This window comes from Methylobacterium sp. SyP6R (assembly GCF_019216885.1).
Classification (GTDB): domain Bacteria; phylum Pseudomonadota; class Alphaproteobacteria; order Rhizobiales; family Beijerinckiaceae; genus Methylobacterium.
Genome location: NZ_JAAQRC020000001.1, coordinates 2,536,038 through 2,561,772, shown reverse-complemented (window position 1 = coordinate 2,561,772; position 25,735 = coordinate 2,536,038). Strand labels below are relative to the sequence as shown.

At 70.3% G+C, this 25,735-nt stretch carries 19 protein-coding genes; 13 read left to right on the top strand and 6 right to left on the bottom strand.

Annotated features, from left to right (window positions below; genetic code table 11):
• Positions 1-5 precede the first annotated feature (5 nt).
• The gene (locus HBB12_RS11780; RefSeq protein ID WP_236989511.1) at positions 6-1,412 is read left to right on the top strand and encodes a class II fumarate hydratase; all 1,407 of its coding nucleotides are present in this window, start codon (positions 6-8) and stop codon (positions 1,410-1,412) included.
• Between the two features lie 95 nt (positions 1,413-1,507).
• On the opposite strand, the gene HBB12_RS11775 is transcribed toward HBB12_RS11780, so the two are convergent.
• The 6 genes from HBB12_RS11775 to HBB12_RS11750 all read right to left on the bottom strand — a co-directional run bounded on the left by HBB12_RS11775 (position 1,508) and on the right by HBB12_RS11750 (position 10,484).
• Positions 1,508-2,524: a DUF808 domain-containing protein gene (locus HBB12_RS11775; protein ID WP_236989510.1), complete on the bottom strand. Its 1,017-nt coding sequence runs from the start codon at positions 2,522-2,524 to the stop codon at positions 1,508-1,510.
• Between the two features lie 702 nt (positions 2,525-3,226).
• Positions 3,227-3,694 (bottom strand): hypothetical protein, encoded by a 468-nt coding sequence (locus tag HBB12_RS11770; protein WP_236989509.1) that lies wholly within the window; start codon positions 3,692-3,694, stop codon positions 3,227-3,229.
• The gene (locus HBB12_RS11765; RefSeq protein ID WP_236989508.1) at positions 3,679-4,083 is read right to left on the bottom strand and encodes a DUF2188 domain-containing protein; all 405 of its coding nucleotides are present in this window, start codon (positions 4,081-4,083) and stop codon (positions 3,679-3,681) included. The genes HBB12_RS11770 and HBB12_RS11765 overlap by 16 nt, the downstream gene beginning before the upstream one ends.
• A 107-nt stretch (positions 4,084-4,190) precedes the next feature.
• Positions 4,191-5,873, bottom strand: a complete 1,683-nt coding sequence (locus HBB12_RS11760) for an efflux transporter outer membrane subunit (protein WP_236989507.1) — start codon at positions 5,871-5,873, stop codon at positions 4,191-4,193.
• A gap of 47 nt (positions 5,874-5,920) precedes the next feature.
• Positions 5,921-9,058, bottom strand: coding sequence for an efflux RND transporter permease subunit (locus HBB12_RS11755; RefSeq protein WP_236989506.1), 3,138 nt, complete (start codon positions 9,056-9,058; stop codon positions 5,921-5,923).
• 73 nt (positions 9,059-9,131) lie between these two features.
• Positions 9,132-10,484, bottom strand: a complete 1,353-nt coding sequence (locus HBB12_RS11750) for an efflux RND transporter periplasmic adaptor subunit (RefSeq protein WP_236989505.1) — start codon at positions 10,482-10,484, stop codon at positions 9,132-9,134.
• A gap of 488 nt (positions 10,485-10,972) precedes the next feature.
• Here HBB12_RS11750 and HBB12_RS11745 point away from each other — a divergent pair, with 488 nt between their 5' ends.
• The 12 genes from HBB12_RS11745 (at position 10,973) to bamD (ending at position 25,715) form a co-directional block, all read left to right on the top strand.
• Positions 10,973-11,590 carry a ParB-like protein gene (locus tag HBB12_RS11745; protein WP_236989504.1) on the top strand — a complete coding sequence of 206 codons (618 nt, stop codon included), beginning with the start codon at positions 10,973-10,975 and terminating at the stop codon, positions 11,588-11,590.
• An 856-nt stretch (positions 11,591-12,446) separates the two neighbouring features.
• The gene (locus tag HBB12_RS11740; RefSeq protein ID WP_236989503.1) at positions 12,447-12,689 is read left to right on the top strand and encodes a hypothetical protein; all 243 of its coding nucleotides are present in this window, start codon (positions 12,447-12,449) and stop codon (positions 12,687-12,689) included.
• 141 nt (positions 12,690-12,830) lie between these two features.
• Positions 12,831-13,970, top strand: coding sequence for an FtsW/RodA/SpoVE family cell cycle protein (locus HBB12_RS11735; RefSeq protein WP_236989502.1), 1,140 nt, complete (start codon positions 12,831-12,833; stop codon positions 13,968-13,970).
• A 105-nt stretch (positions 13,971-14,075) separates the two neighbouring features.
• Positions 14,076-15,191 carry a UDP-N-acetylglucosamine--N-acetylmuramyl-(pentapeptide) pyrophosphoryl-undecaprenol N-acetylglucosamine transferase gene (locus HBB12_RS11730; RefSeq protein ID WP_236989501.1) on the top strand — a complete coding sequence of 372 codons (1,116 nt, stop codon included), beginning with the start codon at positions 14,076-14,078 and terminating at the stop codon, positions 15,189-15,191.
• A gap of 106 nt (positions 15,192-15,297) precedes the next feature.
• The gene (gene murC, locus HBB12_RS11725; protein ID WP_236989500.1) at positions 15,298-16,713 is read left to right on the top strand and encodes a UDP-N-acetylmuramate--L-alanine ligase; all 1,416 of its coding nucleotides are present in this window, start codon (positions 15,298-15,300) and stop codon (positions 16,711-16,713) included.
• Positions 16,714-16,728: 15 nt separating this feature from the next.
• Entirely contained in the window at positions 16,729-17,412 is a 684-nt protein-coding gene (locus tag HBB12_RS11720; RefSeq protein ID WP_236989499.1) for an endonuclease domain-containing protein, read from the top strand.
• Positions 17,409-18,329 carry a UDP-N-acetylmuramate dehydrogenase gene (gene murB, locus HBB12_RS11715; RefSeq protein WP_236989498.1) on the top strand — a complete coding sequence of 307 codons (921 nt, stop codon included), beginning with the start codon at positions 17,409-17,411 and terminating at the stop codon, positions 18,327-18,329. Before HBB12_RS11720 ends, murB begins: the two co-directional genes overlap by 4 nt.
• Positions 18,330-18,832: 503 nt before the next feature.
• The gene (locus HBB12_RS11710; RefSeq protein ID WP_236989497.1) at positions 18,833-19,852 is read left to right on the top strand and encodes a cell division protein FtsQ/DivIB; all 1,020 of its coding nucleotides are present in this window, start codon (positions 18,833-18,835) and stop codon (positions 19,850-19,852) included.
• An 85-nt stretch (positions 19,853-19,937) separates the two neighbouring features.
• Positions 19,938-21,263 carry a cell division protein FtsA gene (gene ftsA, locus HBB12_RS11705; RefSeq protein ID WP_236989496.1) on the top strand — a complete coding sequence of 442 codons (1,326 nt, stop codon included), beginning with the start codon at positions 19,938-19,940 and terminating at the stop codon, positions 21,261-21,263.
• Between the two features lie 116 nt (positions 21,264-21,379).
• Positions 21,380-23,224, top strand: coding sequence for a cell division protein FtsZ (gene ftsZ / locus HBB12_RS11700; RefSeq protein WP_236989495.1), 1,845 nt, complete (start codon positions 21,380-21,382; stop codon positions 23,222-23,224).
• A gap of 388 nt (positions 23,225-23,612) precedes the next feature.
• Positions 23,613-24,560, top strand: a complete 948-nt coding sequence (lpxC, locus tag HBB12_RS11695; RefSeq protein WP_236989494.1) for a UDP-3-O-acyl-N-acetylglucosamine deacetylase — start codon at positions 23,613-23,615, stop codon at positions 24,558-24,560.
• A gap of 252 nt (positions 24,561-24,812) precedes the next feature.
• Positions 24,813-25,715: an outer membrane protein assembly factor BamD gene (bamD, locus tag HBB12_RS11690; protein WP_236989493.1), complete on the top strand. Its 903-nt coding sequence runs from the start codon at positions 24,813-24,815 to the stop codon at positions 25,713-25,715.
• The last annotated feature ends 20 nt before the right edge of the window (positions 25,716-25,735 follow it).

Here is a 25,735-nt window from a genome sequence, read left to right as displayed (position 1 = left end):
CCCACATGACCGACAAACCCGGAATCAGGATCGAGCACGACGCCTTCGGTCCGGTCGAGATCCCCGCCGACCGGTACTGGGGTGCGCAGACGCAGCGGGCGCTCGGCGTGTTCGAGATCGGCGACGAGCGCTTCCCGGCCTGCCTCGTGCGGACCTTCGGCCTGCAGAAGCTCGCGGCCGCCCGCGCCAACCGCCGCCTCGGGACGCTCGACCCCGCCCTCGCCGAGGCCGTCGAGGCGGCGGCGCGGGAGCTGTGGAAGGGCCGCTTCGACGGCCATTTCCCGCTGCCGATCTGGCAGACCGGATCCGGCACCCAGACCAACATGAACGCCAACGAGGTCATCGCCAACCGCGCCAACGAGACCCTGGGCCAGCCGCTCGGCCTGCGCCGGCCGGTCCATCCCAACGACCACGTCAACCGCTCGCAATCCTCGAACGACAGCTTCCCGACCGTCATGCATCTCTGCGTCGCGATCGAGCTGCACGAGCGGCTGATGCCCGCCCTCGGAACCTTGCGCGACACCCTCGCCGCCAAGGCGGCCGAGTTCGACGACGTCGTGAAGATCGGCCGCACCCACCTCATGGATGCGGTCCCGATGACGGTCGGGCAGGCCTTCGACGCCTTCGCCCGGCAGGTCGGCCTCGGGATCGAGCGGATCGAGGCCACGGCCCCGCGCCTGTACCGGCTCGCTCAAGGGGGCACCGCCGTCGGCTCCGGCCTCAACGCGCCGGCCGGGTTCGACGACGTCTTCTGCGAGGAAGTCGCGGGCCTGACCGGGCTGCCCTTCCGGCCCAATCCGAGCAAGTTCGAGGGCATGGGCGCCCACGACGCCCTCGTCGAGGTCTCGGGCGCGCTCCACGTGCTGGCGGTCTCGCTGATCAAGATCGCCAACGACATCCGGCTGCTCGGCTCCGGGCCGCGCACCGGCCTCGGCGAACTCGTCTTTCCCGATGACGGCCTGTCGTCGTCGATCATGCCGGGCAAGCGCAACCCGACGATCGCCGAGGCCCTGCTGCAGGTCGCCTTCCAGGTCGTCGGCAACCACGCGACGATCGCGGCGGCGGGGGCGTCCGGCACCTTCGAACTGAACGTCGCCAAGCCGGTGCTCGTCCACAACCTGCTGCAATCGATCCGCCTGCTGGCGGACGGGTCCCGGGTCTTCGCGGCGAAGCTGGTCCACGGCCTCGACGTCGACCGCGAGCGCCTCGCCGCGAACGTCGCGAACGCGCTCCTGCTGGCGACGGCGCTCAACCCGCTGCTCGGCTACGACCGCGTCGCCGCGATCACCCGGAAGGCGATGGCGGAGACCATCACTCCGCGTGCGGCCGCCATCGCGCTCGGCTACGTGACGGGCGAGGAATACGACCGCGTCGTCGACCCGAGGGCGATGATCGCGCCGGCGGCTCCCTGAGGGATGGTGCGACCCGACGACGTTGCCCGCTCGCAGGTCGGATCACGGGAACGGCGGGCCGCGGTCGAGGAGCGGCCGGGCGACCGCACCGGCGATCACGCCCCTTTCCGCGCGGGGCGTTGTCCGGTGCTGGGCTCGGGAGTTTTTCCACCACGCCGCAGCAGGCCCGACGCGACGCTCGCCACCGGGATCAGCGCCCCGCCGACGAGGAGGCCGACGAGCCCCGACGCCACCGCCGTCACCAGCCACTCGACGAGGCCCCGGATCGAGGGGACGAGCGCCCCCAGCCTCTCCGCCGCGTCATGCGCCGCATGCGCCGGAGCCGACAGGCCGTAGCCTTCGAGCCCGTGCAGCAGGATGCCGCCGCCGACCCAGACCATCGCGGCCGTGCCGACGATCGAGAGGATTTTCAGCAGGATCGGCATGCCCTTGACCACGCCCCGGCCGATCCCCCGGACGAGGCTGCCGACGGGCGGCTTCACGGTGCTCCGGGCGAGGACGAGCCCGACATCGTCGGCTTTCACGATCAGGGCGACGGCGCCGTAGACCGCCACGGTGATGCCGATTCCGACGATCGCGAGGACGACCGCCTTCATCCAGACGCTGCCTTCCGGCAGGGCGGCCAGCGTGATGGCCATGATCTCGGCCGACAGGATGAAGTCGGTCTTGATGGCGCCGGCCACGCGGCGCTCCTCAAGCGCCGGATCGTTTCCGGCCCCGGCCTGGGCCTGCTCCTCGTCGGCGTGCGCGTGGTGCGGGACCACGGCCTCGTAGACCTTCTCGGCGCCCTCGTAGCAGAGATAGGCGCCGCCCAGCATCAGGAGCGGGGTGATCGCCCACGGCGCGAAGGCGCTCAGCGCCAGGGCGCCGGGGAGCAGGAACAGGAGCTTGTTGCGCAGCGAACCGAGCGCGATCTTGCCGACGATCGGCAATTCGCGCTCGGCCGCGAAGCCCACGACGTAGCGCGGCGTCACGGCCGCATCGTCGATGACGACGCCGGCGGCCTTCGTTCCGGCTCTCGCGGCTTGCGCGGCGACGTCGTCGAGGGAGGCCGCCGCCGATCTGACCATGAACGCGACGTCGTCCAGCAGAGCCAACAATCCGACGCTCACGGCACCCCCCTTCCAACCCGCGACAGCTTCGCTGGAAACGGACCAGAACAGATTCGGCTCCGTGCCGCGATCCCCGCGACGCTGCCACCGCCGACTCCCTCCGCTCCCTGCCATCGCGGCGAGGCGCAGGAGCGCGCCGGTCCGGTCGAGGACGACGGCGGAGCCGGTATTCGCCGCCGTGAGGTCGAAGGGTTGGGATGGGTGCGGGTAGACTAAAGCCAGGCGGTGGTCAGACCCAAGCTCGCGGCGGGAGCGGCAGCCGCCGGGACGGCGCCACATCGTCGATCCCACTGCTCTTGAGGTCGTGTGTGCTTCTTCCGCAGATCTCCTCCCGCCGCCGGGTCGAGCCGATCCTGCCGCCGGGCACTTTACGATCTTCTAAGGAATATCGACCGGAGCGATCACCTCCTCCCTCAGGCTGACGATGTACTCGGTGGCCATCAGGTTGAAGTCAGCGAATTGGAGTTCTTCCGGGGTCATGTCTTTCTGCCTGCACAGGACCGGCAGGATGGACCGGAAGGCCTCGTACTCGCGCAGAATACTTTGACCTCCCCCTGCATGGATGCCACCGGGGAGATGCCGCAGCCAAGTGGCGAGTTTCGCGATCAGCGTTCGAACGCAGCGGTCATGGGAGTGGATGTCCTGCCCGCCAATGTCGGAAATGATACGAAATCCGGAAGATCACTTCCGGATTTCGTATCATCAGCCCGCGCGGCGCCTGAGCGAAGCCGCTTTCCGCATCGCGAAGCGATCAATCGGAAAGCGTATGAAACGATGATAGCGGTAGGGCTCACGATCGAATACAATACAGCGCTTGCCGGCTTGATCCGTGCGGCCGAGGTGATGCGCTCCCAGCCAGAGACCCAGTTCGAGCGGCATATTGAAACGCGGCAGTGGTGGCTCGCCGTTCGTCTCGGTTCGAGAGATGTCGTGGATGCCGAACGGACACTCCCCGATGATCTTGATGATCTTATAGAGCCGGTTCTCGGCGCCATCGTCCATCTCAAGGGCACACCGAGCTCGGTAGCCGGAACGGACCACCGTGAAGACGATCGCGTTGAAGATCTCGGTGTATTCCGGATCGAACGGGCAATTGATGAAAACGTCGAGCGCCGTACTCGGTTTCTGCTTCCTCTTCGCGGCCGTCCGCGGGCTCACGTCTCGCGCCACGTCTTCCTCTTCCCGGCAGGCGAGCGACGGACGCGCTTGGCGATCGGGGCGTTGCCGGGTTCAAGCTCACGGGCGCGGGCCACAGCCTCCTTCTGCGTGTCCATGACCGCGCTGGCTCGCTTGGCCCCGGGCTTGCGGACCTCGTAGCGGCCGTCCTCGCGCTGCTGCACGCGAAGCTTGTCCGTCTCGACCAGAGACTTCGTGGCTTTGGTGTTGCGAGGTGTGCTCGGTACGCCGGCCTGCTTCAGGGCCAGCTTGATCGCCTGCCGGACCTCGGCGGACGTGAAGGTCTTCGAGCGCGTCTTGGGAGCCAGGACCTCTACGCCGTCGTAGGTGCGGCCGACCGTCTTGTAGCTGTCGGTGGAACGGCTGCGGGGTGCCCTGGCCATCGCTAACCCTCTGGGACATCGATGGGGCGGCTGAAATGACTCACCCGGTCACGCTAGCAGCGCGTGCCGCGGTTGTCATGATGATCCCGTGCGGCCGATCGCGCTCCTCACAGGAACGGCGCGATATCCTTCGGGTCCCGCATCGGCTTCACGTCACGCCGGTTCCACCAGCCGCCGCCGAGGGCCTGGAACAGGGCCGCAGTATCCGCGTACTGATTGGCCTGGGCCTGGGCCTGGGTCACCACCGCCTGGAGATAGGCCGACTGGGTGATCAGCAGCGAGGCGCTGCTGACCGCGCCGAGGCCGAACTGCTTGCGCACCAGTTCCACACTCTGCTGGCTCGCCTTGACGGCGGCGTTGGCGGCGGCCACCGCGCGGCCATCGGCCTGGAGGGCGCGCAAGGCGTCCGCCACGTTCTGGTAGGCGGTGATGACGGTGGCGCGGTACTGGGCCTGCGCCTGGACCAGGGTCTCCTCCGCCGCCTGCTGGCGGCGGAACAGGGTGCCGGCATCGAAGAGCGGCTGGGCCACCGCGCCGGCGATGGTCCAGAGGCTGGCGGCCGGGTTGAGCAGCGCGGCGAAGTTGGTGGCGCTGGCGCCGGCCGAGCCCGAGATGGTGAATTGCGGCAGGCGGTTGGCCACCGCGACGCCGACCTGGGCGCTCGCCGCGTGGACCGCGGCTTCCGCCGCCTTCACGTCGGGGCGCTGCTCGATCAGCCGCGAGGGCAGGCTGACGGGCAGGGTGCGGGGCAGGTGCAGCGAGGCGAGCGTGAAGGTCTGGCTCACCTCCTCGCTCGGGAAGCGGCCGGCGAGCGCCGTCAGGAGGTTGCGCTGCTGCGACAGCGCCCGCTGCAGCGGCGGCAGCAATTGCTGCGACTGGGCGAGCAAAGCGGTCTGCTGCACCACGTCGGCGCCTGCGACCTGGCCGGCATTCTGCTGCTTGGTGATCAGGTTCAGCAGGTCGGTCTGGGCCTGGATCACCTTCTCGGTCGCGGCGATCTGGGCCCGGAGCGACGCCTCCTGGATCGCCGCCGCGACGACGTTGGAGGAGAGCGTGAGATAGGCCGCTTCCAGCTGCCAGAGCTGCCCCTCCTCCTGCGCCGCCTGCGATTCGAGGGACCGCCTCGTGCCGCCGAACACGTCGGGGGTAAAGCTCACCGTCACCTGCGGGGTGACGAGGCTGTAGAGGAGCGCGTTGTTGTTGAGGGGCGATTGCAGGTCGCCGCCCGGGGCCTTGTTGTAGGAGGATTGGGCGTTGAACCCGACCTGCGGGAACAGCGCGCCGCGCTGCGCTTCCGTGGTGGCCCGCGCCGCCCGCAAGCTGGCCTGGGCGGCTTCGAGGTTCGGGTTGCGGGCGAGCGCCTCCGCCACCAGGCTGTTCAGCGCCTTGGACCGGAACAGCGTCCACCACTCGCCCGGCACGTCGCGCCCTTGCGCGAAGCTCTGGCCGACCGCGCCGCCCTGGCGGGCCTCCCCGCTCACCTGCGGATCGCGCAAAGACTCCTTGGTGTAGCGGGTCACCGGCGGCGGCGTCGCGCCCTGGAAGTCGGGCCCGACCATGCAGGCCGAGGCCGACGCGGCTGCAAGCGCCGCCGCCAGGATGCGGGCCGCGGCGCGGGCGGTCGGGCGTCCTCCGGGGGCCTCGTCCTGTGCATCCCCATCCAGGTCGCGCGCATCCCTGTCACGCGAATCCGCGTCGCCCGACCCGGCCGGCGCCGCGGCGGACGCGGCGGCGCGGGGGACCGGGATCGCGGTCGAGAGGCGCAGGATGGCGCGCATGGAAGGGGGCATGCTGGATTCGGCAGGGGAGGGCGCGTCGGATCGGGACAGCATCTATCTCACTCCGCCGGCTCGGGCTGTCGCGCCGGGGCGACAGGTGCCCGCGGACGGTGGCGGGAGAAGGCTGCGATCAGCACCGGCAGTACCACCAGGATCAGGATCGGGGCGAGCAGGATGCCGCCCACCACCACCAGCGCCAGGGGTTTCTGCACCTGCGAGCCGATGCCGGTCGAGATCGCCGCCGGCAGGAGGCCGACGCAGGCCGCCACGCAGGTCATCATCACCGGGCGCATGCGCACGTCGGCGGCGTGGTGGATGGCCTGCGCCCGGGCCCAGCCCTCGTCCATCAGCTGGTTGCAATAGGAGAGCAGGATCACGCCCTCCATGGTCGAGATGCCGAACAGCGCGATGAAGCCGATCGCCGCCGAGACCGAGAACGGTGTCCCCGTGAGGACCAGCGCGAAGATGCCGCCGATCAAGGCCATCGGGATCACGCTCAAGGTGAGCAGCGTATCGGTGAGCGAGGCGAAGTTGACGTAGAGCAGGAGCGCGATCAGCCCGATCGTCACCGGCACCACCAGCTTCAGCCGGGCGATCGCCCCTTGCAGGTTGCTGAACTCGCCGACCCATTCGAGGTGGTAGCCGGCCGGCAGATCGACCTGCTCGGATACGCGCCGTTGCGCCTCGATCACCGCGCCGCCGAGGTCGCGCCCGCGCACGCTGAACTTGACCGGGATGTAGCGCTCCTGGTTCTCGCGGTAGATGAAGGCCGCGCCCGAGACGAGCTGGACCTTGGCGATCTCCGACAGCGGCACCTGCATCACGCTGCCGCTCGCCGTCGTGACGCCGACCGTGATGTTGCGGATCGTCTCGAGCGAACGGCGGTAATCCGGTGCCAGCCGCACCCGCATCGGGAAGTGGCGGTCGCTGCCGTATTCGTAGAGGTCGCCCGCGGTCTGGCCGCCGATCGCCGCCGAGATGGTGGTGGCGATGTCGCCGGGCGCCAGCCCGTAGCGGGCGGCCCGCGCCCGGTCGATGTCGATGCGCACCGTCGGCTGACCGAGCGAGGTGAACACCGCGAGGTCGGTCACCCCCGGCACCGTGGCGAGCGCCGCCTTCACGTCCTCGGCGGTGCGGGTGATCTGTTCGAGGTCGGTGCCGTAGATCTTGACCGAGTTCTCGCCCTTCACGCCGGAGGCCGCCTCCTGGACGTTGTCCTGGATGTATTGCGAGAAGTTGAACTCGATGCCGGGCAATTCCTCGCGCAGGCGGGCCGACATCTCTTCGATCAGCTTGTCCTTGGTGAGCCCGGGACGCCACTGGTCGGCGGGCTTGAGCGGCGCGAAGATCTCGACGTTGAAGAAGCCGGTGGCGTCGGTGCCGTCGTCGGGCCGTCCCTGGTGCGAGACGACCGTGGTCACCTCCGGGTAGGAGCCGATCAGCTTGCGCATCCGCTCGACGTAAGGGTTGCCCGCCTCCAGCGAGATCGAGGCCGGCATCGTGCCGCGGATGTAGAGGTTGCCCTCCTCCAGGGTGGGGAGGAACTCGAGGCCGAGCGTGCGCATGGCGAGCCCGGTGCAGCCGAGCATCGCCACCGTCACCAGGATCGTCAGGACCCGGTTGTGGAGGGTGAAGCCCTGGAGCGGACGGAACAGGGCCCGCAGGATCTTCACCACGATCGTGTCGCGCTCCTCGACGTGGTTCGGCAGGATCAGGGCCGAGAGCGCCGGCGACACCGTGTAGGTGGCGATGAGCCCGCCGACGAGCGCGTAGGCGTAGGTCTTCGCCATCGGCCCGAAGATGTGGCCCTCGACGCCGGTGAGCGTGAAGAGCGGCAGGAAGCCGACGATGATGATCGAGGCGGAGAAGAAGATCGCCCGGTTCACCTCGCGGGCGGCCGAGGCGATCAGCCCGAGCTTGACGCCGCTGCCGGCTCGCGCCGGTCCCTTGTGCTCGGCGAGGTGGCGGAAGATGTTCTCCACCATGATCACCGTCGCGTCGACGATGAGGCCGAAATCGATCGCGCCGAGCGACAGGAGGTTGGCCGACTCGCCCCGCGCCACCATGATGGCGATGGCGAATCCGAGCGCGAAGGGAATCGTGGCCGCCACGATGATCGCGCTCTTCAGGCTGCCGAGAAACAGCCACTGCACCAGGAACACCAGCACCACGCCGAAGACGAGGTTGTGCATCACCGTGTGGGTGGTGGTGTGGATGAGCGCGCTGCGGTCGTAGAGCGGCACCACCTTCACGCCGGGCGGCAGGATGCCCGAGGAGTTGATCTTCTCGATCTCGGCCTCGACGCGCTGGATCGTCGGCAGGCTCTTGCCGCCGCGGCTGAGCAGCACGATCCCCTCGACGATGTCGCCGTTGTTCTCGTGGCCGACGATGCCGAGCCGCGGCGCGTTGCTGACCTGCACCTCGGCCACGTCCTTGATCAGCACCGGCACGCCGTTCACTTGCGTGATCATGGTGTTGCGGACGTCGTCCATGTCGCGGATCAGGCCGACGCCGCGCACCACCGCCGATTGCTCGCCGACGTTCAGCGTCTGGCCGCCGACATTGGTGCTGGAATTGTTGAGCGCCGAGACGACCTGGACCAGGGTCAGGCCTTGCGCCTGGAGCTTGTGCAGGTCGACCGCGACCTCGAATTCCTTGGTCTTGCCGCCGAAGGCCGAGACGTCGACGACGCCGGGAATCGCCTTGAAGCGGCGCTGGAGCACCCAGTCCTGCAGGGTCTTCAGGTCGGTCGAGGAGAAGCCCGGCGGTCCCATCACCTGGTAGCGCATGATCTCGCCGATCGGGCTCGTCGGGGAGATCTGCGGCTGGGCGTTGTTCGGCAGGGGCGGCAGCTGCGACAGCCGGTTGAGCACCCGCTGCAGCGCCTCCTGGTAGGTGAAGTCGTAGGTGAACTGGATCTTCACGTCCGAGAGGCCGAACAGCGAGATCGTCCGCGTCACCGTGGCGTTGGGGATGCCGGCGAGCTGCACCTCGAGCGGGATGGTGATGTAGCGCTCGATCTCCTCGGCCGACTGGCCCGGATTCTGGGTGATCACGTCGACGAGCGGCGGCACCGGGTCCGGATAGGCCTCGATGTTGAGCTGCATGAAGCTGGCATAGCCGATCGCGAGCATCGCCAGGAACAGGAGCAGCACCAGCACCCGCTGGCGCAGGGCGAAGTCGATCAGGCGGTTCATGCGCGGCTCGGGGTCGGGAGGCCGGGATGCGGCAGGTCGAGCTTCGGGAGGTCGAGGGTCATGAGGGCGGCCATCACGACGCCTTGTCGCCGGAGGCGGCGCGGTCGATGAACAGGCTGCCGCGGGTGACCACGCGGTCGCCGACCTTGAGCCCGTCGACGACCTGGACGAGGCCGCCGCCGCTGAGGCCCAGCGTGACCTTGCGCGACGCGATGGTGCCGTCCGGCCGCTCGATCCAGACCCGGGCGCGGGCGCCCTCGTAGACGATGGCGGAGGCCGGAATCGCCGGGGCGCTCTCGTCGCGGCCGGTCAGGATCGTGAAGGTCGCGAACATCTCGGGGCGCAGCAGGCCCTCGGCATTGTCGATCTCGGCCCGCACCGGCAGGCGGCGCGTGGCCGGGTCGAGGGCGGCGGCCATGTAGCTGATCTTCGCCTTGAACACCCGGTCGGGGAAGCCGATCACGCTCGCCTCCAGCTCCTGGCCGAGCTTGATCCGCGGCACCTCGGTCTCGCGCACGTTGGCGACGAGCCACACCGTCGAGAGGTCGCCGATGACGAAGGCCGGGTCGCTGCCCGCGGCGAGATACTGACCGAGGCCCACCTTGCGCTGCACGATGGTGCCGGCGATCGGCGCGCGGATCTCGGTCTCGGGGCTCATCACGCCGCTCCGCGCGAAGGCGTCGATCTCCGCATCCGACTTGCCGAGGATGCGCAGGCGGTTGCGCACCGCCTGGAGCGCGGCCTCGGCCGAGCGCTGGTCGCTCTGCGCCGCGATCACGTCGTTCTGCGCCTGCTGCCAGTCCTTCAGCGCCACCGCCTTGGCCTGGAACAGCTCCTGGAGCCGGGCCGCCACGGTCTGGTTGAGCTTGAGCAGGGCGGCGTTCTTGGCCAGTGCGTTCGTCGCCGCCTGGTAGTCGTTGAGGGCGGAGACCATGTCGGCGGCCTCCAGGGTGAACAGCACCTGGTTGGCCTTCACCCGGTCGCCGGCCCGGACCATCACCTTGGTCACCCGGCCCGCGTAAGGAGAGTAGACCGGGACGTTGTCGTCCTCGTTGACGCCGATCCGCCCTTCCGCAAAACCCTCGGGCCGGAACGCCTTCGCCTCCACGGTCTGGATGCCGAAGCTCGCGAGCTGCTGCTTCGTCGGCCGGAAGGTCGGCGCGGCTTGCGTCTCGCCGGTCTCCGGTCCCTGACCCTCCACCCCCTGTCGCTGCGCCAGGAGGCCTTCCAGCCGCTCGCGAACGGGGGCGAGGGCCGGCACGAACCAGATCGCGGCGCCCGCGCCCGCGACGAGCAGGATCGCGACGATCCAGCCGCGGCGGCGCGCCGGCGCCCGGGAGGTCGCGGGCTCCATGGTCAGGGGGTTGTTGGTGTCCATCGCGCGCCGACCATTCGCCGGGGCGGTGCGGCCGGATCTCGGGACCACCGGGCGGTCCACCCCGCGACGGGGTGGCGTCCGAGCGGTCCCGGGCCGGCCGACCGGCCCTGTCTGTGCCTCGAGTCCGGGATCTCCCGGGTGTCCTGCCCTGTCCCTGCGTCAGATCCATGACAGGAACGGACGACGAAGCAGAATCCGGGCCGGGGCGCCGCCTCGCGGCCGGCATCCCGTGGTCGTCTCTTGGCGAGCAAACCGAAGCCAAGTCAAGGATGGCCGGGAGCGGCGCCTTTCACCGCGCAGGCATCGATCGGCACGAGGCCGCCCGCGTCACTTTACAGAGAAAATGCCTTTGTGGCAAAGGACTTTACGCGATAGAAACAGTGTCCTTCGACGATCGGATTAGGCCGTTCGGCCGGTTTCGGGGGCACTTGTTAGCTCGTGAGGCTTCGGTCCGGCGCCTTGACCCTGGGGAGGGTGTGGCCGAATTTCGACACCCCGGCGCGGAAGACCCCGCGCGCAGAGCCTCGATAACCCGCATGTCCGTTCGCGACCCGATTCTCCACAGCGTCCCGCTCGCCGAGCTGCGCCCGACCCAGATGACGGTCGGCTACCGGGAGGTGGGGGCCAAGCGCCGGCGCTGGCGCGAGATCGACGACAAGGACCGCGAGGCGTTCCTCGCCTCGCACATGATCCCGGTCCTGCTCGGGCCGAAGAAGCGCCGCTACGTGATCGACCACCACCACCTCGCCCGCGCCCTCCAGGAGGAGGGGGTCGAGAGCGTGCTCACCACCGTGGTGGCCGACCTCCACCACCTGGAGAAGGACGCGTTCTGGATCGTGGCCGACCACCGCGCCTGGGTCCACCCCTACGATGCGGACGGCGTGCGCCGGGACGTCGGCGACCTGCCCAAGCGCATCGAGGACCTGGCCGACGACCCCTTCCGCAGCCTCGCCGGCGAATTGCGTCGCGCCGGGGGCTTCGCCAAGGACACGACCCCGTTCAGCGAGTTCCTGTGGGCCGATTTCCTGCGCCGGAACATCAAGCGCAAGGACGTGAAGCAGGATTTCTCCGAGGCCCTGGAGGAGGCCCTGTCGCTCGCCCGCTCCAAGCACGCGGTGTACCTGCCGGGCTGGTGCGGGCCGCACGAGGGCTGACCGTTGCCGCTCTCCCTGACATATGTCTTTCGCGAGGTCGTCGCGGGACCGGGCCTGCGGGATCTCGACGACGTCGTTCCCGCCGCCGCGGTCATCGCCGACGATGGTGCCGTGATCCCTGCGGGGACCGAGGGGACGATCGTGTCGGTCGACAACTCGGGCGAGACGTACACCGTCGAGTTCGCCGAGCCGGAGGGAACGCTTGCAGGAGGGAACGCTTGCAACCGTCGAGCTCCACGAGATGCGGCGCGTCCCGCGGGGTGCGCGGTCATCCGAGGGTCCGACGGAACAGGCGTGAGCGCTCTTTGGCCTCCGCGAGCGACAAGGACGTTTGGGAAAGGACGAGGCGCCAGAAATCTCCTCTCCCCTCGGGCGGCAGGGCTGTCCGGGGGAAAGGAATGGCGCAGGAAATCCCCTCTCCCCGCGGGCGGGGAGAGGCCTTCGTCCCCCTTGTCGGGGACGAAGGGAGCAGAGAACCGCAGGTTCGCCGCGAGGGTGAGGGGGTGTTTCCAGAAGAGTCTCAGTCGTCGAGACCCCCTCACCCTCGCTTCGGCTGCGCCTCCGCTCGCCGTGTTCCCTGGACAGGAACACGGCCCTCTCCCCGCCCGCGGGGGGAGGAGGAAACCCGCGCTATTCTTGTTTGCGGACAGCCCCGCTGCCCGCCGGTAAAGAGGCCGAGCCCTCCCTGACATCGGCCGGTGCAAACGATGGAATGGGTCCGTCCGCAAGACCTTGGCACCGGGCTCCGCTCCGAGCGTCATCCCCTCCCATCAAGTTTATTTGCCGCACGCCTCCATCCGGCCTAGCCTTCCCGTCGGGCGCGCGGCGGGTCGCGTCGGAACGGGGGGACTTCGTCATGTTCGATACGCTCCTGAAGAGCATCGGTGCCGATCCGGTCGACAACGAGACCCATTTCTACAAGTTCACGCCGAAGCCCGACATTACGGCCTACGAGCTCGCCCTGATCCTGCGGCGCTTCGGGGCGCTGACGGCCGGCGCGGCGCCGCTCCACGGCGTGATGCTGATGCCGTGGGAGACGCTCGAGGACGAGTACGCCCGGCACTTCGAGCCGGCGCCGCACGGCATGTTCCAAGGTTGACGTTTCGAGGCTGAAGGCCTCAGCCTCCGCGCGGGCCCGCTTCTGCGCCACGACGATCCGCTTCGCTGCGGCGGCGCGGCAACACTCGGTTTACCATTCCGTCCGATGGTCGCGGCTGGTGAACGAGGGGCCCTTCAAGCCATGATGTCCCGTGCGGAACGCTCGCATCTCGGCGACTGGTGGTGGACCGTCGACCGGGCCTTGCTCGCCGGCCTCGGCGTGCTGATGACGGCCGGGCTGGTCTTCCTGATGGCCGGCGGTCCGCCGGTGGCGGAACGCCTCGGCCTGCCAACCTTCCACTTCCTCAACCGGCAGGTGATGTACCTGCTGCCGACCATCGCGCTGATCCTGGCGGTGTCGTTCCTGTCGCTGCGCCACATCCGGCGCATGGCGCTGGTGACCTACAGCCTCGGCATCGTGCTGTGCATCGCGGCCACCAAGTACGGGCCGGAGATCAAGGGCGCGCATCGCTGGATCCAGTTCGGCCCGATCGGCGTCCAGCCGTCCGAATTCGTCAAGCCCGCCTTCGTGATCCTGGCCGCCTGGGCCTTCGCCGAGGGGTCGCGCCGGCGCGACATGCCCGGCGGCACGCTCGCGGTCCTGCTCCTGCCGATGACCATCGTGCCGCTGATCCTGCAGCCGGATTTCGGCCAGACCATGCTGGTCACCATGGTGTGGTGCTCGATGGTGTTCGTGGCCGGCCTGCACTGGTTCTGGGTCGGCGGCCTCGGCGGGGCCGGCCTGATCGGCGTGGCGGCGGCCTACCAGTTCCTGCCCCACGTGCGCGCCCGCATCCAGCGCTTCATGGACAAGGATTCGGGCGACAACTTCCAGACCTTCTGGTCGCAGGAATCGTTCAATTCCGGCGGCTGGTTCGGCACCGGCCCGGGCGAGGGCGTCGCCAAGCGCCACCTGCCCGACGCGCATACCGACTTCATCTTCTCGGTGGCGGGCGAGGAATTCGGCGTCATCGTCTGTATCGCCATCGTGCTCTTGTTCGCCTTCATCGTGATGCGCGGCCTGATGCTGGCGCGGCGCAGCGACGACATCTTCTGCCGGCTCGCCATCACCGGGCTCACCGCCCTGTTCGGCCTCCAGGCCTGCATCAACATGGCGGTGAACACCCGGATGATGCCGGCCAAGGGCATGACCCTGCCGTTCATCTCCTATGGCGGCTCGTCGCTGATCTCGCTCGCCCTCGGCATGGGCTTCCTCGTGGCGCTGACCCGGCGCCGGCCGCGCACCACGCTCCTCAACCGCGACGAGAACGCGGCGCGGTAAGCGCCCGGGGGTGACCTCGGGGGCCCGCCGTGACACACGGGGGCCCCTCGACGCCGATCCCTGACCGGAGACCGCATTGTCCATCCCCCGCACACCGGCCGCCCGATGACCGTCGCCCAGCCCCTCGTCCTGCTCGCCGCCGGCGGCACCGGCGGCCACCTCTTCCCGGCCGAGGCCCTGGCGTTGCGCCTGCGCGAGCGCGGCATCCGGGTGGTGCTCGCCACCGACAGCCGTGTCGCGGCGTTGTCGGGCGAGTTCCCGGCCTCGGAGATCGTGGCGGTGCCCTCCGCCACCCCGTCGAGCGGGCGCTCCCCCTTGCGCCGCGTCGCCGCCTTCGCGACCCTCGGGCGCGGCTTCGCGGCGGCCGTGCGCGAGGTGCGCCGCCTCAACCCGGCGGTGGTCGTGGGCTTCGGCGGCTATCCGACCGTGCCGCCGCTGCTTGCCGCCCAGATGCTGCGGGTGCCGACCCTGCTGCACGAGCAGAATGCCGTGATGGGCCGCGCCAACGGCTTTCTCGCCCGCGGCGCGACCGTGATCGCCACCGGCTTCCCCGAGGTGCGGGGCGTGCCCGTGAAGGCGCGGGCGCGCCGGGTCCATACCGGCAATCCGGTCCGCCCGGCGGTTCTGGCGGCCGCCGCGATGCCCTATCCGGCGGTCGGGCCGGACGCCCCGCTCCAGCTCCTCGCCTTCGGCGGCAGCCAGGGCGCCCGGGTGATGAGCGACGTGGTGCCGGACGCCGTCCTGCGCCTGGACCCCGCCTTGCGCGCCCGTCTCACGGTGATCCAGCAGGCCCGCTCGGAAGACCTCGCCCGGGTGCAGACGCTCTACGAGGGCGCGGGCCTTGCCGCCTTCACGGCGGCGCCGTTCTTCAAGGACCTGCCGGCCAAGATGGCCTCGTCCCACCTCGTGGTGGCGCGCTCCGGCGCCTCGACGGTGGCGGAACTGGCGGTGATCGGCCGGCCGTCGATCCTGGTGCCGCTGCCAGGATCCCTCGACCAGGACCAGGCGGCCAATGCCGCGGTTCTGGGCGGAATCGGCGCCGCCTTTCCCAGACCACAAACGGACTTCACCCCTGAGCGGCTGGCCGCCGATCTCGGCGCGCTGCTCGGCGATCCCGACCGGCTCGCGAAAGCCGCCGCCGCCGCCAAGGGGGCCGGCCTGCCGGATGCCGCCGAGCGCCTCGCCGCCCTGGTGGTCGAGACCGCCCAAGCGGCCCGTTAGCAGCCGCAAAAGCAAACAATGTCGGCCCGCCGACGGCCGCCCATCGAACATCTCGGCCCGCTCGCGGCCGTCGATCGAACAAGAAGACGTGAAGGACCCCGACTCCATGAAGCTGCCGGACAAGCTCGGACCCATCCACTTCATCGGCATCGGCGGCATCGGCATGTCCGGCATCGCCGAGGTGATGCACAATCTCGGCTACACGGTGCAGGGCTCGGACGCGTCCGACAACGCCAACGTGCGCCGCCTGTCCGAGAAGGGCATCCGCACCTTCGTGGGCCACCGGGCCGAGAACCTCGCCGAGGCCGCCCTCGTCGTGGTCTCGACCGCGATCCGCCGCGACAACCCGGAGCTGGTCTCCGCCCGCGAGCGCCGCCTGCCGGTGGTGCGCCGGGCCGAGATGCTGGCCGAGCTGATGCGCTTCAAGTCCTGCGTGGCGGTGGCCGGTACCCACGGCAAGACCACCACCACCTCCCTCGTCGCCACCCTGCTCGACGCCGGCAGCCTCGATCCGACGGTGATCAACGGCGGCATCATCAACGCCTACGGCACCAATGCCCGGATGGGCGAGGGCGACTGGATGGTGGTCGAGGCCGACGAATCCGACGGCACCTTCCTGAAGCTGCCGGCCGACATCGCCATCGTCACCAACATCGATCCCGAGCATCTCGACCATTTCGGCTCGTTCGACGCGATCAAGGACGCCTTCCGCGCCTTCATCGACAACATCCCGTTCTACGGCTTCGCCGTGATGTGCATCGACCACCCGACGGTGCAGGACCTCGTCGGGCGCATCGAGGACCGGCGCATCGTCACCTATGGCGAGAACCCGCAGGCCGACGTGCGCCTGATCGACGTCGACCTGAAGGGCGGCCAGAGCCGGTTCCGGGTGATGATCCGCGACCGCCGTCCCGGCTTCCGCCTGGAGATGGAGGACCTGGTCCTGCCGATGCCGGGCAAGCACAACGCGCTCAACGCCACCGCGGCGCTGGCGGTCGCCCACGAGCTCGGCGTCTCGCCCGACGCGATCCGCAAGGCGCTGGCGAATTTCGGCGGCGTCAAGCGGCGCTTCACCCGCACCGGCGAGTGGAACGGCGTGCAGATCTTCGATGATTACGGCCACCACCCGGTCGAGATCCGGGCGGTGCTCAAGGCCGCCCGCGCCTCGACCGACGGCGGCGTGATCGCGGTGGTCCAGCCCCACCGCTACTCGCGCCTCGCCTCGCTGTTCGACGATTTCTGCACCTGCTTCAACGACGCCGACACGGTGATCGTCGCCCCCGTCTACGCCGCCGGCGAGGCGCCGGTCGAGGGGATCGACCGCGACACCCTGGTGGCGGGCCTGACCTCCCGCGGCCACCGCAACGCCATCGCGCTCGAGCGCACCGAGGACCTGGCCGGCATCGTCGGCGGGCTCGCGCGTCCCGGCGACTACGTGGTGTGCCTGGGCGCCGGCAACATCACCCAATGGGCCTATGCGCTCCCGGGCGAGCTCGCCGCGAGCGGCGAGAAGGCGGCGTGAGCCGCTGACACTGCGATGCGCGGCCCCGACGATCCCGGTACGGCGCGGGCCCGCACCCTGAGGCGGGCTCAAACCGCCGCCGAGCAGGCGCTCTGGTCGCACTTGCGCGACCGACGCCTGGCGGAGGCCAAGTTCATGCGTCAATTGCCGATCGGTCGCTACTTTGCCGATTTTGCCTGCCGTGAGGCGAAGCTGATCGTCGAGCTCGACGGCAGCCAGCATGCCGAGAGCGGTTACGACCGTGAGCGGGACGCCTGGCTGACCTCGCAGGGCTGGCACGTGCTCCGGTTCTGGAACGGCGAGGTCGCGCGCAACGTGACGGGCGTCCTCGAAACCATCCTGGCCGCCATCGTGGAGCGCCGCCCCTCCTCCTCTTCTCGCGGGCGGCAGACTCGTCCGGAGAAAGGAGAGGCGCGGGTTTCTCCTCTCCCCGCGGGCGGGGAGAGGGCCGTGTTCCCGTTCAGGGGACACGGCAAGCGGAGGCGAAGCCGAAGCGAGGGTGAGGGGGTCTCGACGCGTGAGGCTCCTCCGGAACCACCCCCTCACCCTCGCCCTTCGGGCTCGCTGCATCCCCTGAACGGGGACGCAGCCCTCTCCCCGCCCGCGGGGAGAGGAGAGAACCCGCGCCTTTTCCTGGCCCAAGACAGCCCCGCCGCAAGCGGGGAGGGGCATCCCGCATCATCCCGAACGGATCCATGACGACCTCCGCCGCCATCCTCGCCGCTCTGGAGCCCGCCGCCTTGCGCGGCCGCCTCCTGCCCGATCATCCCCTCGCCGACCTCACCTGGTTCCGGGTCGGGGGACCGGCCGACGTGCTGTTCACCCCCGCCGACGAGGACGACCTCGCCGCGGCGCTCTCGGCCTTGCCGGCGGAGGTCCCCGTGACGGTGATCGGGCTCGGCTCGAACCTGATCGTGCGCGACGGCGGCGTGCCCGGCCTCGTCATCCGCCTCGGCGGCAAGGCCTTCGGGTCCATCCTCATCGAGGGCGAGACGATCCGGGCCGGCACGGCGGTGCCCGACATGAAGCTCGCCCGTGCCGCGGCCGAGGCCGGGCTCGACGGGCTCGCCTTCTATCGCGGCATCCCGGGCTCGATCGGCGGGGCGCTCAGGATGAATGCCGGGGCGCATGGCGGCGAGACCACCGACGTGCTGGTCGAGGCCCGGGCCGTCGATCGCTCGGGCGCCCTGCACGTCCTGTCCCATTCGGAGATGGGGTTCGCCTACCGCCACTGCGCGGCGCCCGCCGACCTGATCTTCACCCAGGCGACCTATCGCGGCAGGCCCGGCGACCGGGCGTCGATCGAGGCCGAGATGGACCGGGTCACCGCGGCCCGGGAGGCGGCGCAGCCGATCCGCGAGCGCACCGGCGGCTCGACTTTCAAGAACCCGGACGGGGCCAAGGCGTGGCAGCTCGTCGATGCCGCCGGCTGCCGCGGGCTGACCCGCGGCGGCGCGCAGGTGTCGGAGATGCACTGCAACTTCCTGATCAACCGCGGCGGCGCCACCGCCGCCGACATCGAGGGCCTGGGCGAGGAGGTGCGGGCGCGGGTGCGCGAGACCTCCGGCATCGACCTGCATTGGGAGATCAAGCGCATCGGCGTCGCCGCGCGATGATTCGCGAATCACCAGGGCCGCGGCCCCGGCGCGGCCCGGACGGTAACCATTCAGGCCGTCCCGGTTTGCCGCGGTCGGGGGCGCCCCGTTCCCCGCCGGGGCCACCTCCCGATACAGGCGCGGCCCGGCCGATCGGCATGTAAGCTCTTGAAGACGCGCCGCTTCCCGGCTTCTGCCCGACCGGCCGGCAGGCCCCGCTCCGACCCGCCGCCCGGGCGTGGCCCCCCGGCGACGGGGGGCTCCGGGGTTACGCGATCCCTGTGCGCGGGGCGAAAATTTTACCGGATATTTACCAGCGAGTTCGACAGTCGGGGTTAACGGCGCATCAAGCACTTGGATGCCGGGCGTGAGCCGTGCCGACCCTTCGCGACGACGCCATGCCGGCTCCGATGCCCGGTATGACGGTGGTGCGGCGGGCCGGTACGCGAACCCCGGACCACCCAAGCGCCCCCGCGCCGGAGATCGCAGCCCGTGTCGGGTATCGTTTTCGGTGAACTCGCCCCATGGATGGTGGTGGACGCTTCCCTGAGCCGCTGACCGCCGCCGGCTATGCCGGTGCGGAGGCCGGCATGACCGCTCCCCCTCCCGGGGCGGCGCCGGCCTGGAGCGCGCCTGCGCGCGATGCGCGCGTCGGTGACCCGCGCCTCGGCGAATCGCTGCTGGCCCGCGTCCTGCCGCGGTTCCTGCGCCCGCGCCGCGCCTCGGTGGCGGTGCCGATCGAGCGGCGGATGCCGCGCCATCTCGGGATGGGCCTGGCCTTCGGGTTCTTCGGCCTCGTCGCGGGGGCGGGCTTCGTGTCCGGCGGCGGCTATGCCGAGGTCTCGGCCCGCTACGGCACGCCCTTCGACATGGCCGCCCGGGCGCTCGGCTTCGGCCTCGACAAGGTCACGATCTCGGGGCTGGTGCAGCTGCACTCGTCCGAGATCCTGAAGGCCGCCGGCATCGACCAGCGCAACTCGCTGCCCTTCCTCAGCGTGGTCGACGTGCGCGACCGTCTCTCCACCGTGCCGCTGATCGGCGCGGTCTCGGTCCGCAAGATCTACCCGCGCGAGCTCCTGATCACGCTGACCGAGCGCGAGCCGAGCGCCCTGTGGCAGCGCAACGGCGAGATCGCCGTGATCGCCGCCGACGGCACGGTGATCGACCAGATGCGCGACGGCCGCTTCGCCAACCTGCCGCTGGTGGTGGGCGACGAGGCGAACACCCGCACCAAGGAATACCTGGCGCTCCTCGAGGCGGCGGGCCCGCTCAAGGACCGCATCCGGGCCGGCACCCTGGTGTCCGGCCGGCGCTGGACCCTCAAGCTCGACGGCATCGACATCCGCCTGCCCGAGGCCGGCGCCCGCGACGCGGTGGCCCGCCTCGTCAAGCTCGAGGCCGAGTCGAGCCTGCTCGAGAAGGACATCATCGCGGTCGACCTGCGGCTGCCCGACCGGGTGGTGGTGCGGCTGACCGAGGAGGGCGCGGCGGCGCGCCTGGAGGCCCAGAAGAAGTCCAAGAAACCGAAGGGAACCGAGACATGACCCGCGCGCGAGACGTGACGCCCGCCGGTTACCCCGGCTCCTCAAGCCCCCCGATCCCCTTGTCCTCCCCGGTGAGCGTCGCGTCATGAGTCTCCTCCAGCACGGTCTCACGCCGCGCTTAAAGCCGCTCTCGGCGCGCCGCAGCGCGACCCTGTCGGTGCTCGACATCGGCACCAGCAAGGTCGTCTGCCTCGTCGCCGAGCTGCAGCCGGTCGAGACGCTGTCCACCTTACGCGGCCGTACCCACCTCGCCCGCATCATCGGCATCGGCCACCAGCGCTCCGGCGGCCTCAAGGGCGGCGCCGTGGTCGATCTTGAGGCGGCCGAGACCGCGATCCGCCAGGCGGTCCACGCCGCCGAGCGGATGGCCCGGGTCGAGGTGCAGTCGGTCATCGTCAGCCTGTCGGGCGGGCGGCTCGGCTCGCAGCATTTCGACGCCAAGGTCCCGGTCCGTACCGGCGCCGTCACCGGCTCGGACGTGCAGCGGGTGCTGGAGGCCGCGAGCACCCACAGCATCAGCCCGGGGCGCGCGGTGCTGCACGCCCTGCCGACCGGCTATTCCCTCGATCAGCAGAGCGCGGTGGTCGATCCGTCGGGCATGCTCGGCGAGCGCCTCGGCGTCGACCTGCACGTCGTCACCGCCGAGATCGCCGCCGCCCGCAACCTGATGCTGGCGGTGGAGAACACCCACCTGCGGGTCGAGGCGGTGATCGCCACCCCCTACGCCTCGGGTCTCTCGGCGCTGGTCGACGACGAGGCCGAGATGGGTGTGGCCGTCGTCGACATGGGCGGCGGCACGACGAGCGTCGGGGTCTTTTCCGGCGGCCACCTCGTCCATTGCGACGCGCTCGCGGTCGGCGGCCACCACGTCACCATGGACATCGCCCGCGGGCTCTCCACCCGGGTGGCGGCGGCCGAGCGGCTCAAGACCCTCTACGGCGCCGCCATGGCGACGGCGTCGGACGAGCGCGACATGATCGCGGTCCACGGCGTCGACGAGGACGAGCGCGACCTGCCGCACCACATCCCGAAGTCGCACCTCGTGCGGATCATCCGCCCGCGGGTCGAGGAGGTGCTGGAACTGGTGCGCGACCGCCTGCGCAACGCGGGCTTCGCCGCCCAGGCCGGGCGCCGGGTGGTGCTGACGGGGGGCGCCAGCCAGCTCGTCGGCCTGCCCGAGGTCGCCCGCCGCATCCTGCAGGGCCAGGTCCGGATCGGCCGGCCGCTCGGGATCAAGGGGCTGCCCGAGGCCGCCAAGGGGCCGGCCTTCTCGGCCGCCGTGGGTCTCCTGGTCTACCCCCAGGTCTCCCACGTCGAGCATTTCGAGCCGCGCGGCCAGTCCGGCCGCCCGGGCCTCGTCTCCAACAGCTACCTCTCCAAGTTCGGACGCTGGTTCGCGGAGAGCTTCTAACGGGATCGCCTCCCGGCGCGGGCCCCGGAAACGGGCCGCGCCGGAGAGGCGGGACGGCAAACGGCGCCGTCCAAGGCGCCACCAGAAACGTAACGATCATCAGAGGCTCGCGCATCATGGCCATCTCCCTGCAAGCTCCGGACATCCGCGAACTGAAGCCCCGCATCACCGTGTTCGGCGTCGGCGGCGCCGGCGGCAACGCCGTCAACAACATGATCGAGTCGGGCCTCCTCGGCTGCGAGTTCGTGGTCGCCAACACCGACGCCCAGGCGCTGACCTCCTCGAAGGCCGAGCGCGTGATCCAGATGGGCATCGGGGTGACGCAAGGCCTCGGCGCCGGCTCGCAGCCCGACGTCGGCCGCGCCGCCGCCGAGGAGGTGATCGACGAGATCCGCGATCAGCTCTCGGGCGCCCACATGTGCTTCATCACCGCCGGCATGGGCGGCGGCACCGGCACCGGCGCCGCCCCGGTCATCGCCCGCACCGCCCGCGACATGGGCATCCTGACGGTCGGCGTCGTGACGAAGCCGTTCCAGTTCGAGGGCGTGCGCCGCATGCGCACCGCCGAGTCGGGCATCAACGAGCTGCAGCAGGCCGTCGACACCCTGATCGTGATCCCGAACCAGAACCTGTTCCGGGTCGCCAACGAGAAGACCACCTTCGCCGACGCCTTCGCGATGGCCGACCAGGTGCTCTATTCGGGCGTCGCCTGCATCACCGACCTGATGGTGAAGGAGGGTCTCATCAACCTCGACTTCGCCGACGTGCGGGCGATCATGCGCGGCATGGGCAAGGCGATGATGGGCACCGGCGAGGCGTCGGGCGAGAAGCGCGCCAACCGCGCCGCCGAAGCCGCGATCGCCAACCCGCTCCTCGACGACGTCTCGATGAAGGGCGCCCGCGGCCTGCTGATCTCGATCACCGGCGGCAACGACCTCACCCTCTACGAGCTCGACGAGGCCGCCACCCGCATCCGCGAGGAGGTCGATTCCGACGCCAACATCATCCTGGGCGCCACCTTCGACGAGAGCCTCGACGGCATCATCCGGGTCTCGGTCGTCGCCACCGGCATCGAGCCGGCGCTGATCAACGCCAACGCGATCGGCTCGCCGGAGATCGCCCAGACCGAGCAGCGCATCGCCGAGGTCGCCGAGCGCCTGCGCGCCGAGGCCCGGGCCCGGGCCGCCGCCCCCTCGGCGCCCCCCTCCACCGCCTCCTTTCGTCCCGCCGAGGCCCCGGTAGCGCGGGCCCCGGCACCGGAGCCGGTGGCGCATGCCCCAATGATGCATGCTCCGATGCACGCCCAGCCCGCCGCGCCGGAGCCGGCCCGGATGGACCTGTCCGCCGCTCACCAGGCCGCCAGCCTCATGCGCGACGAGGTCCAGATCACTCCGGCCCAGCCGCGCCAGGCCCCGGTCTACGAGCCGGCCCCGGCGCCCGCGCCCGAGCCGCAGATGCCGATGGCCTCCGGCCCGTTCATCCCGCCCTCCCCGGCGGTGGTGCGCGCGCCGCGCATGCCCCGGGTCCAGGACCTGCCGATGCCGGCCCAGAACCAGATCCGGGCCAGCCGCGGCGAGGAGCCGGTGCAGCAGGTGACCCCGGACGCCAAGCGCACCTCGCTGCTGCGCCGCCTCGCCACCGTCGGCTTCGGCGGTCGGCGCGAGGACGAGGCCGGTCACCCGGCCCAGGCGCCCGCTCCCGCGGCGCATGCCCCGCAGCCGGCGCCCAGGATGCAGGCTCCGATGCCGCAGGCTCCCGCGCATCAGGCTCCGGTGCAGCACCAGCCCGCGCCGCGCCCCGCGCCGCAATACGCCCCGCAGGGCGGCTACCAGGCGCAGCCCCAGGGCTACCGCCCGGCGCAGGGCAACCTCGACCCGCAGGGCCGGACGGTGCCGGCCGGCAACCGAATGGACGACGACCAGCTCGAGATCCCCGCTTTCCTGCGCCGCCAGGCGAACTGAGCCGGGAGCCCCGCCCACCGCTTCCGCCTTTGGGCGGAGACGGCGGGATGGTGGCGTATGCCACGATCCCGCCACGCGAGGGGGGTGGTGCCGCCCAAAAGACACACCCCGAGGCCCCCCGGCCTCGGGGTTTACGCGTTCTTCAAGCTTTTGATGCAGCACGGTTTTTTGCGGCCGGAGCGGGTCCCCGGGGCTGTTACAGATCGTAAGAATCCGTGATTTGGCCGTGCTTTCGAGCGCGACTATAGCTGTCCTACGCACAAGGGCGAAGGCCGAGCGGAACCGCCGGCACTGACACCCACAGGGGCTTCAAGCAACGGACGGATCGCCTCGAAACGTGAGCCTGGCAACAGGACACGATGGTGAGTCGCGGCCGAGGGCTGAGGTAATGAAAACAAGTCAGCAAACGACCCTACGCTCCGCCGCGGGCCTTTCAGGCATCGGCGTGCACTCCGGTAACCCCGTCTCGATCACGCTCCATCCCGCGGAGGCGAATCACGGCATCGCCTTCCTGCGCACCGGCCTCGCGAACGGCCGGGACCGCCTGATCCAGGCCCAGTTCGCCCAGGTCAGCGCCACCGAGCTCTGCACCGTCATCGGCAGCCGCGAGACCGGCGCCGTCGCCACCATCGAGCACCTGATGTCCGCTCTCTACGGGCTCGGCATCGACAATTGCCTCGTCGAGATCGACGGGCCCGAGATGCCGATCCTCGACGGCAGCGCCGCCCCCTTCGTGGCGGCGATCGAGGCGGTCGGCACCACCTCCTGCGGCACGCCCCGCCGCTTCATCAAGGTGCTCAAGACCGTCCGGACCGAGAAGGGCCGCGCCTATTCCGAGCTGCGCCCGTTCGAGCGCGGCTTCCACCTCGACGTCGAGATCGACTTCGAGAGCTCCGTGATCGGCCGCAGCCGCAAGGCGCTGACCCTCACCCCCGCCGCCTATCGCCGCGAGATCGCCCGCGCCCGCACCTTCGGGATGATGCGCGACGTCGAGCGCTACTGGAAGGCCGGCTTCGCGCTCGGCGCCTCGCTGGAGAACACCGTCGCGGTCGGCGACGGCGGCGTGGTCAACCCCGAAGGCCTGCGCTACCCGGACGAGTTCGTCCGCCACAAGATCCTCGACGCCGTCGGCGACCTCGCGCTCGCCGGCCTGCCGATCCTCGGCGCCTACCAGTCCTTCTGCGGCGGTCACGGCCTCAACGTGGCGGTCCTCGGCGAGCTCTTCGCCGACCGGGCCAACTACGCCATCGTCGAGGGAGCGGCCGCCCGCCGCGAGCCGGTCTTCGCCGAGTTCGGCGTCGGCCTCGGCGCCGCCGTCTACGCGCCCGAACTCTGAAGGCCTCCGGCTCCGCGTTGCGGCGGGGCCACATCCTGCCGATTTCGTCGCCGCGCCGCGGCGAGTCACGGAACTTCAACCACCTCGCGCCGTCTTGGCGCCCCATTCGCCCCACAGGGTTGAGAGGCTCCCGACCGACGGTTCCGCGCTCCGGCGCGGTGGCCGTGACGGGCTTGGCGCGTGGCGCCGGCCTGGGCTAAGGGGCTCATGGATCAGCGGCCGCAAAGGCCGCTTGCTTGGGGAAGAACCCGAATGCCGTTCGCCCACCCGCTTCGCGACGCGAAGGTGACCGTTCTGCGGACCGTGCTGCTCGCGGCGTGCGGCCTGGGGCTCGCCGGTTGCGACGCGATCGACTCGATCAACCCGTTCGCGTCCGAGAAGTACAAGACCGAGGTCGTCCCCGACGTCCCGCCCAATAAGCTCTACAGCCAGGGCCTCGCCAAGCTCGAGGACCGGGACTACGAGGGCGCGACGAAGAAGTTCGACGACCTCGACAAGCAATACGCCTATTCCGACTGGTCGCGGAAGGCGGTGCTGATGACGGCCTACTCGAACTACGAGGGCGGCCGCTACGAGGACGCGATAACCGCCTCGAAGCGCTACCTGCAGCGCCATCCGGGCTCGAAGGACGCGGCCTACGCCCAGTACCTGCTGGCGATGTCGCATTACAAGCAGATCCCGGACGTGACCCGCGACCAGGACCGCTCCGAGAAGGCCCTCGTGGCGCTCACCGAGCTGGTGCAGAAGTACCCGACCTCGGAATACGCCGCCGACGCCAAGGCCAAGATCCAGATCACCCGCGACCAGCTCGCCGGCAAGGAGATGGAGATCGGCCGCTACTACCTCGAGCGGCGCAACTTCCCGGCGGCGATCAACCGTTTTCGCGATGTGGTGAGCAAGTACCAGACCACCCGCCACGTCGAGGAGGCGCTGGAGCGCCTGGCCGAGGCCTACATGGCGCTCGGCATCGCCGGCGAGGCGCAGACCGCCGCGGCGGTGCTCGGCCACAACTTCCCCGATTCGCCCTGGTACAAGGACGCCTACAACCTGCTCCAGAGCGGTGGCCTGCAGCCCCGCGAGGAGAAGGCCTCCTGGATCAGCAAGGCGTTCCGCGGCGTGATCGGGATGGACACGCGCACCGCCGAGGCGCAGTAAGAGCCTCGCGGCTCGTAGCC

What these genes read in the sequence shown, in the direction of transcription:
- HBB12_RS11780 (WP_236989511.1), top strand. Translation starts at nt 6, where the DNA reads ATGACCGACAAACCCGGAATCAGGATCGAGCACGACGCCTTCGGTCCG.
- HBB12_RS11765 (WP_236989508.1), bottom strand. Translation starts at nt 4,083, where the DNA reads ATGGCCAGGGCACCCCGCAGCCGTTCCACCGACAGCTACAAGACGGTC.
- HBB12_RS11760 (WP_236989507.1), bottom strand. Translation starts at nt 5,873, where the DNA reads ATGCCCCCTTCCATGCGCGCCATCCTGCGCCTCTCGACCGCGATCCCG.
- HBB12_RS11755 (WP_236989506.1), bottom strand. Translation starts at nt 9,058, where the DNA reads ATGAACCGCCTGATCGACTTCGCCCTGCGCCAGCGGGTGCTGGTGCTG.
- HBB12_RS11745 (WP_236989504.1), top strand. Translation starts at nt 10,973, where the DNA reads ATGTCCGTTCGCGACCCGATTCTCCACAGCGTCCCGCTCGCCGAGCTG.
- HBB12_RS11740 (WP_236989503.1), top strand. Translation starts at nt 12,447, where the DNA reads ATGTTCGATACGCTCCTGAAGAGCATCGGTGCCGATCCGGTCGACAAC.
- HBB12_RS11735 (WP_236989502.1), top strand. Translation starts at nt 12,831, where the DNA reads ATGATGTCCCGTGCGGAACGCTCGCATCTCGGCGACTGGTGGTGGACC.
- HBB12_RS11730 (WP_236989501.1), top strand. Translation starts at nt 14,076, where the DNA reads ATGACCGTCGCCCAGCCCCTCGTCCTGCTCGCCGCCGGCGGCACCGGC.
- murC (WP_236989500.1), top strand. Translation starts at nt 15,298, where the DNA reads ATGAAGCTGCCGGACAAGCTCGGACCCATCCACTTCATCGGCATCGGC.
- HBB12_RS11720 (WP_236989499.1), top strand. Translation starts at nt 16,729, where the DNA reads ATGCGCGGCCCCGACGATCCCGGTACGGCGCGGGCCCGCACCCTGAGG.
- murB (WP_236989498.1), top strand. Translation starts at nt 17,409, where the DNA reads ATGACGACCTCCGCCGCCATCCTCGCCGCTCTGGAGCCCGCCGCCTTG.
- HBB12_RS11710 (WP_236989497.1), top strand. Translation starts at nt 18,833, where the DNA reads ATGGATGGTGGTGGACGCTTCCCTGAGCCGCTGACCGCCGCCGGCTAT.
- ftsA (WP_236989496.1), top strand. Translation starts at nt 19,938, where the DNA reads ATGAGTCTCCTCCAGCACGGTCTCACGCCGCGCTTAAAGCCGCTCTCG.
- ftsZ (WP_236989495.1), top strand. Translation starts at nt 21,380, where the DNA reads ATGGCCATCTCCCTGCAAGCTCCGGACATCCGCGAACTGAAGCCCCGC.
- lpxC (WP_236989494.1), top strand. Translation starts at nt 23,613, where the DNA reads ATGAAAACAAGTCAGCAAACGACCCTACGCTCCGCCGCGGGCCTTTCA.
- bamD (WP_236989493.1), top strand. Translation starts at nt 24,813, where the DNA reads ATGCCGTTCGCCCACCCGCTTCGCGACGCGAAGGTGACCGTTCTGCGG.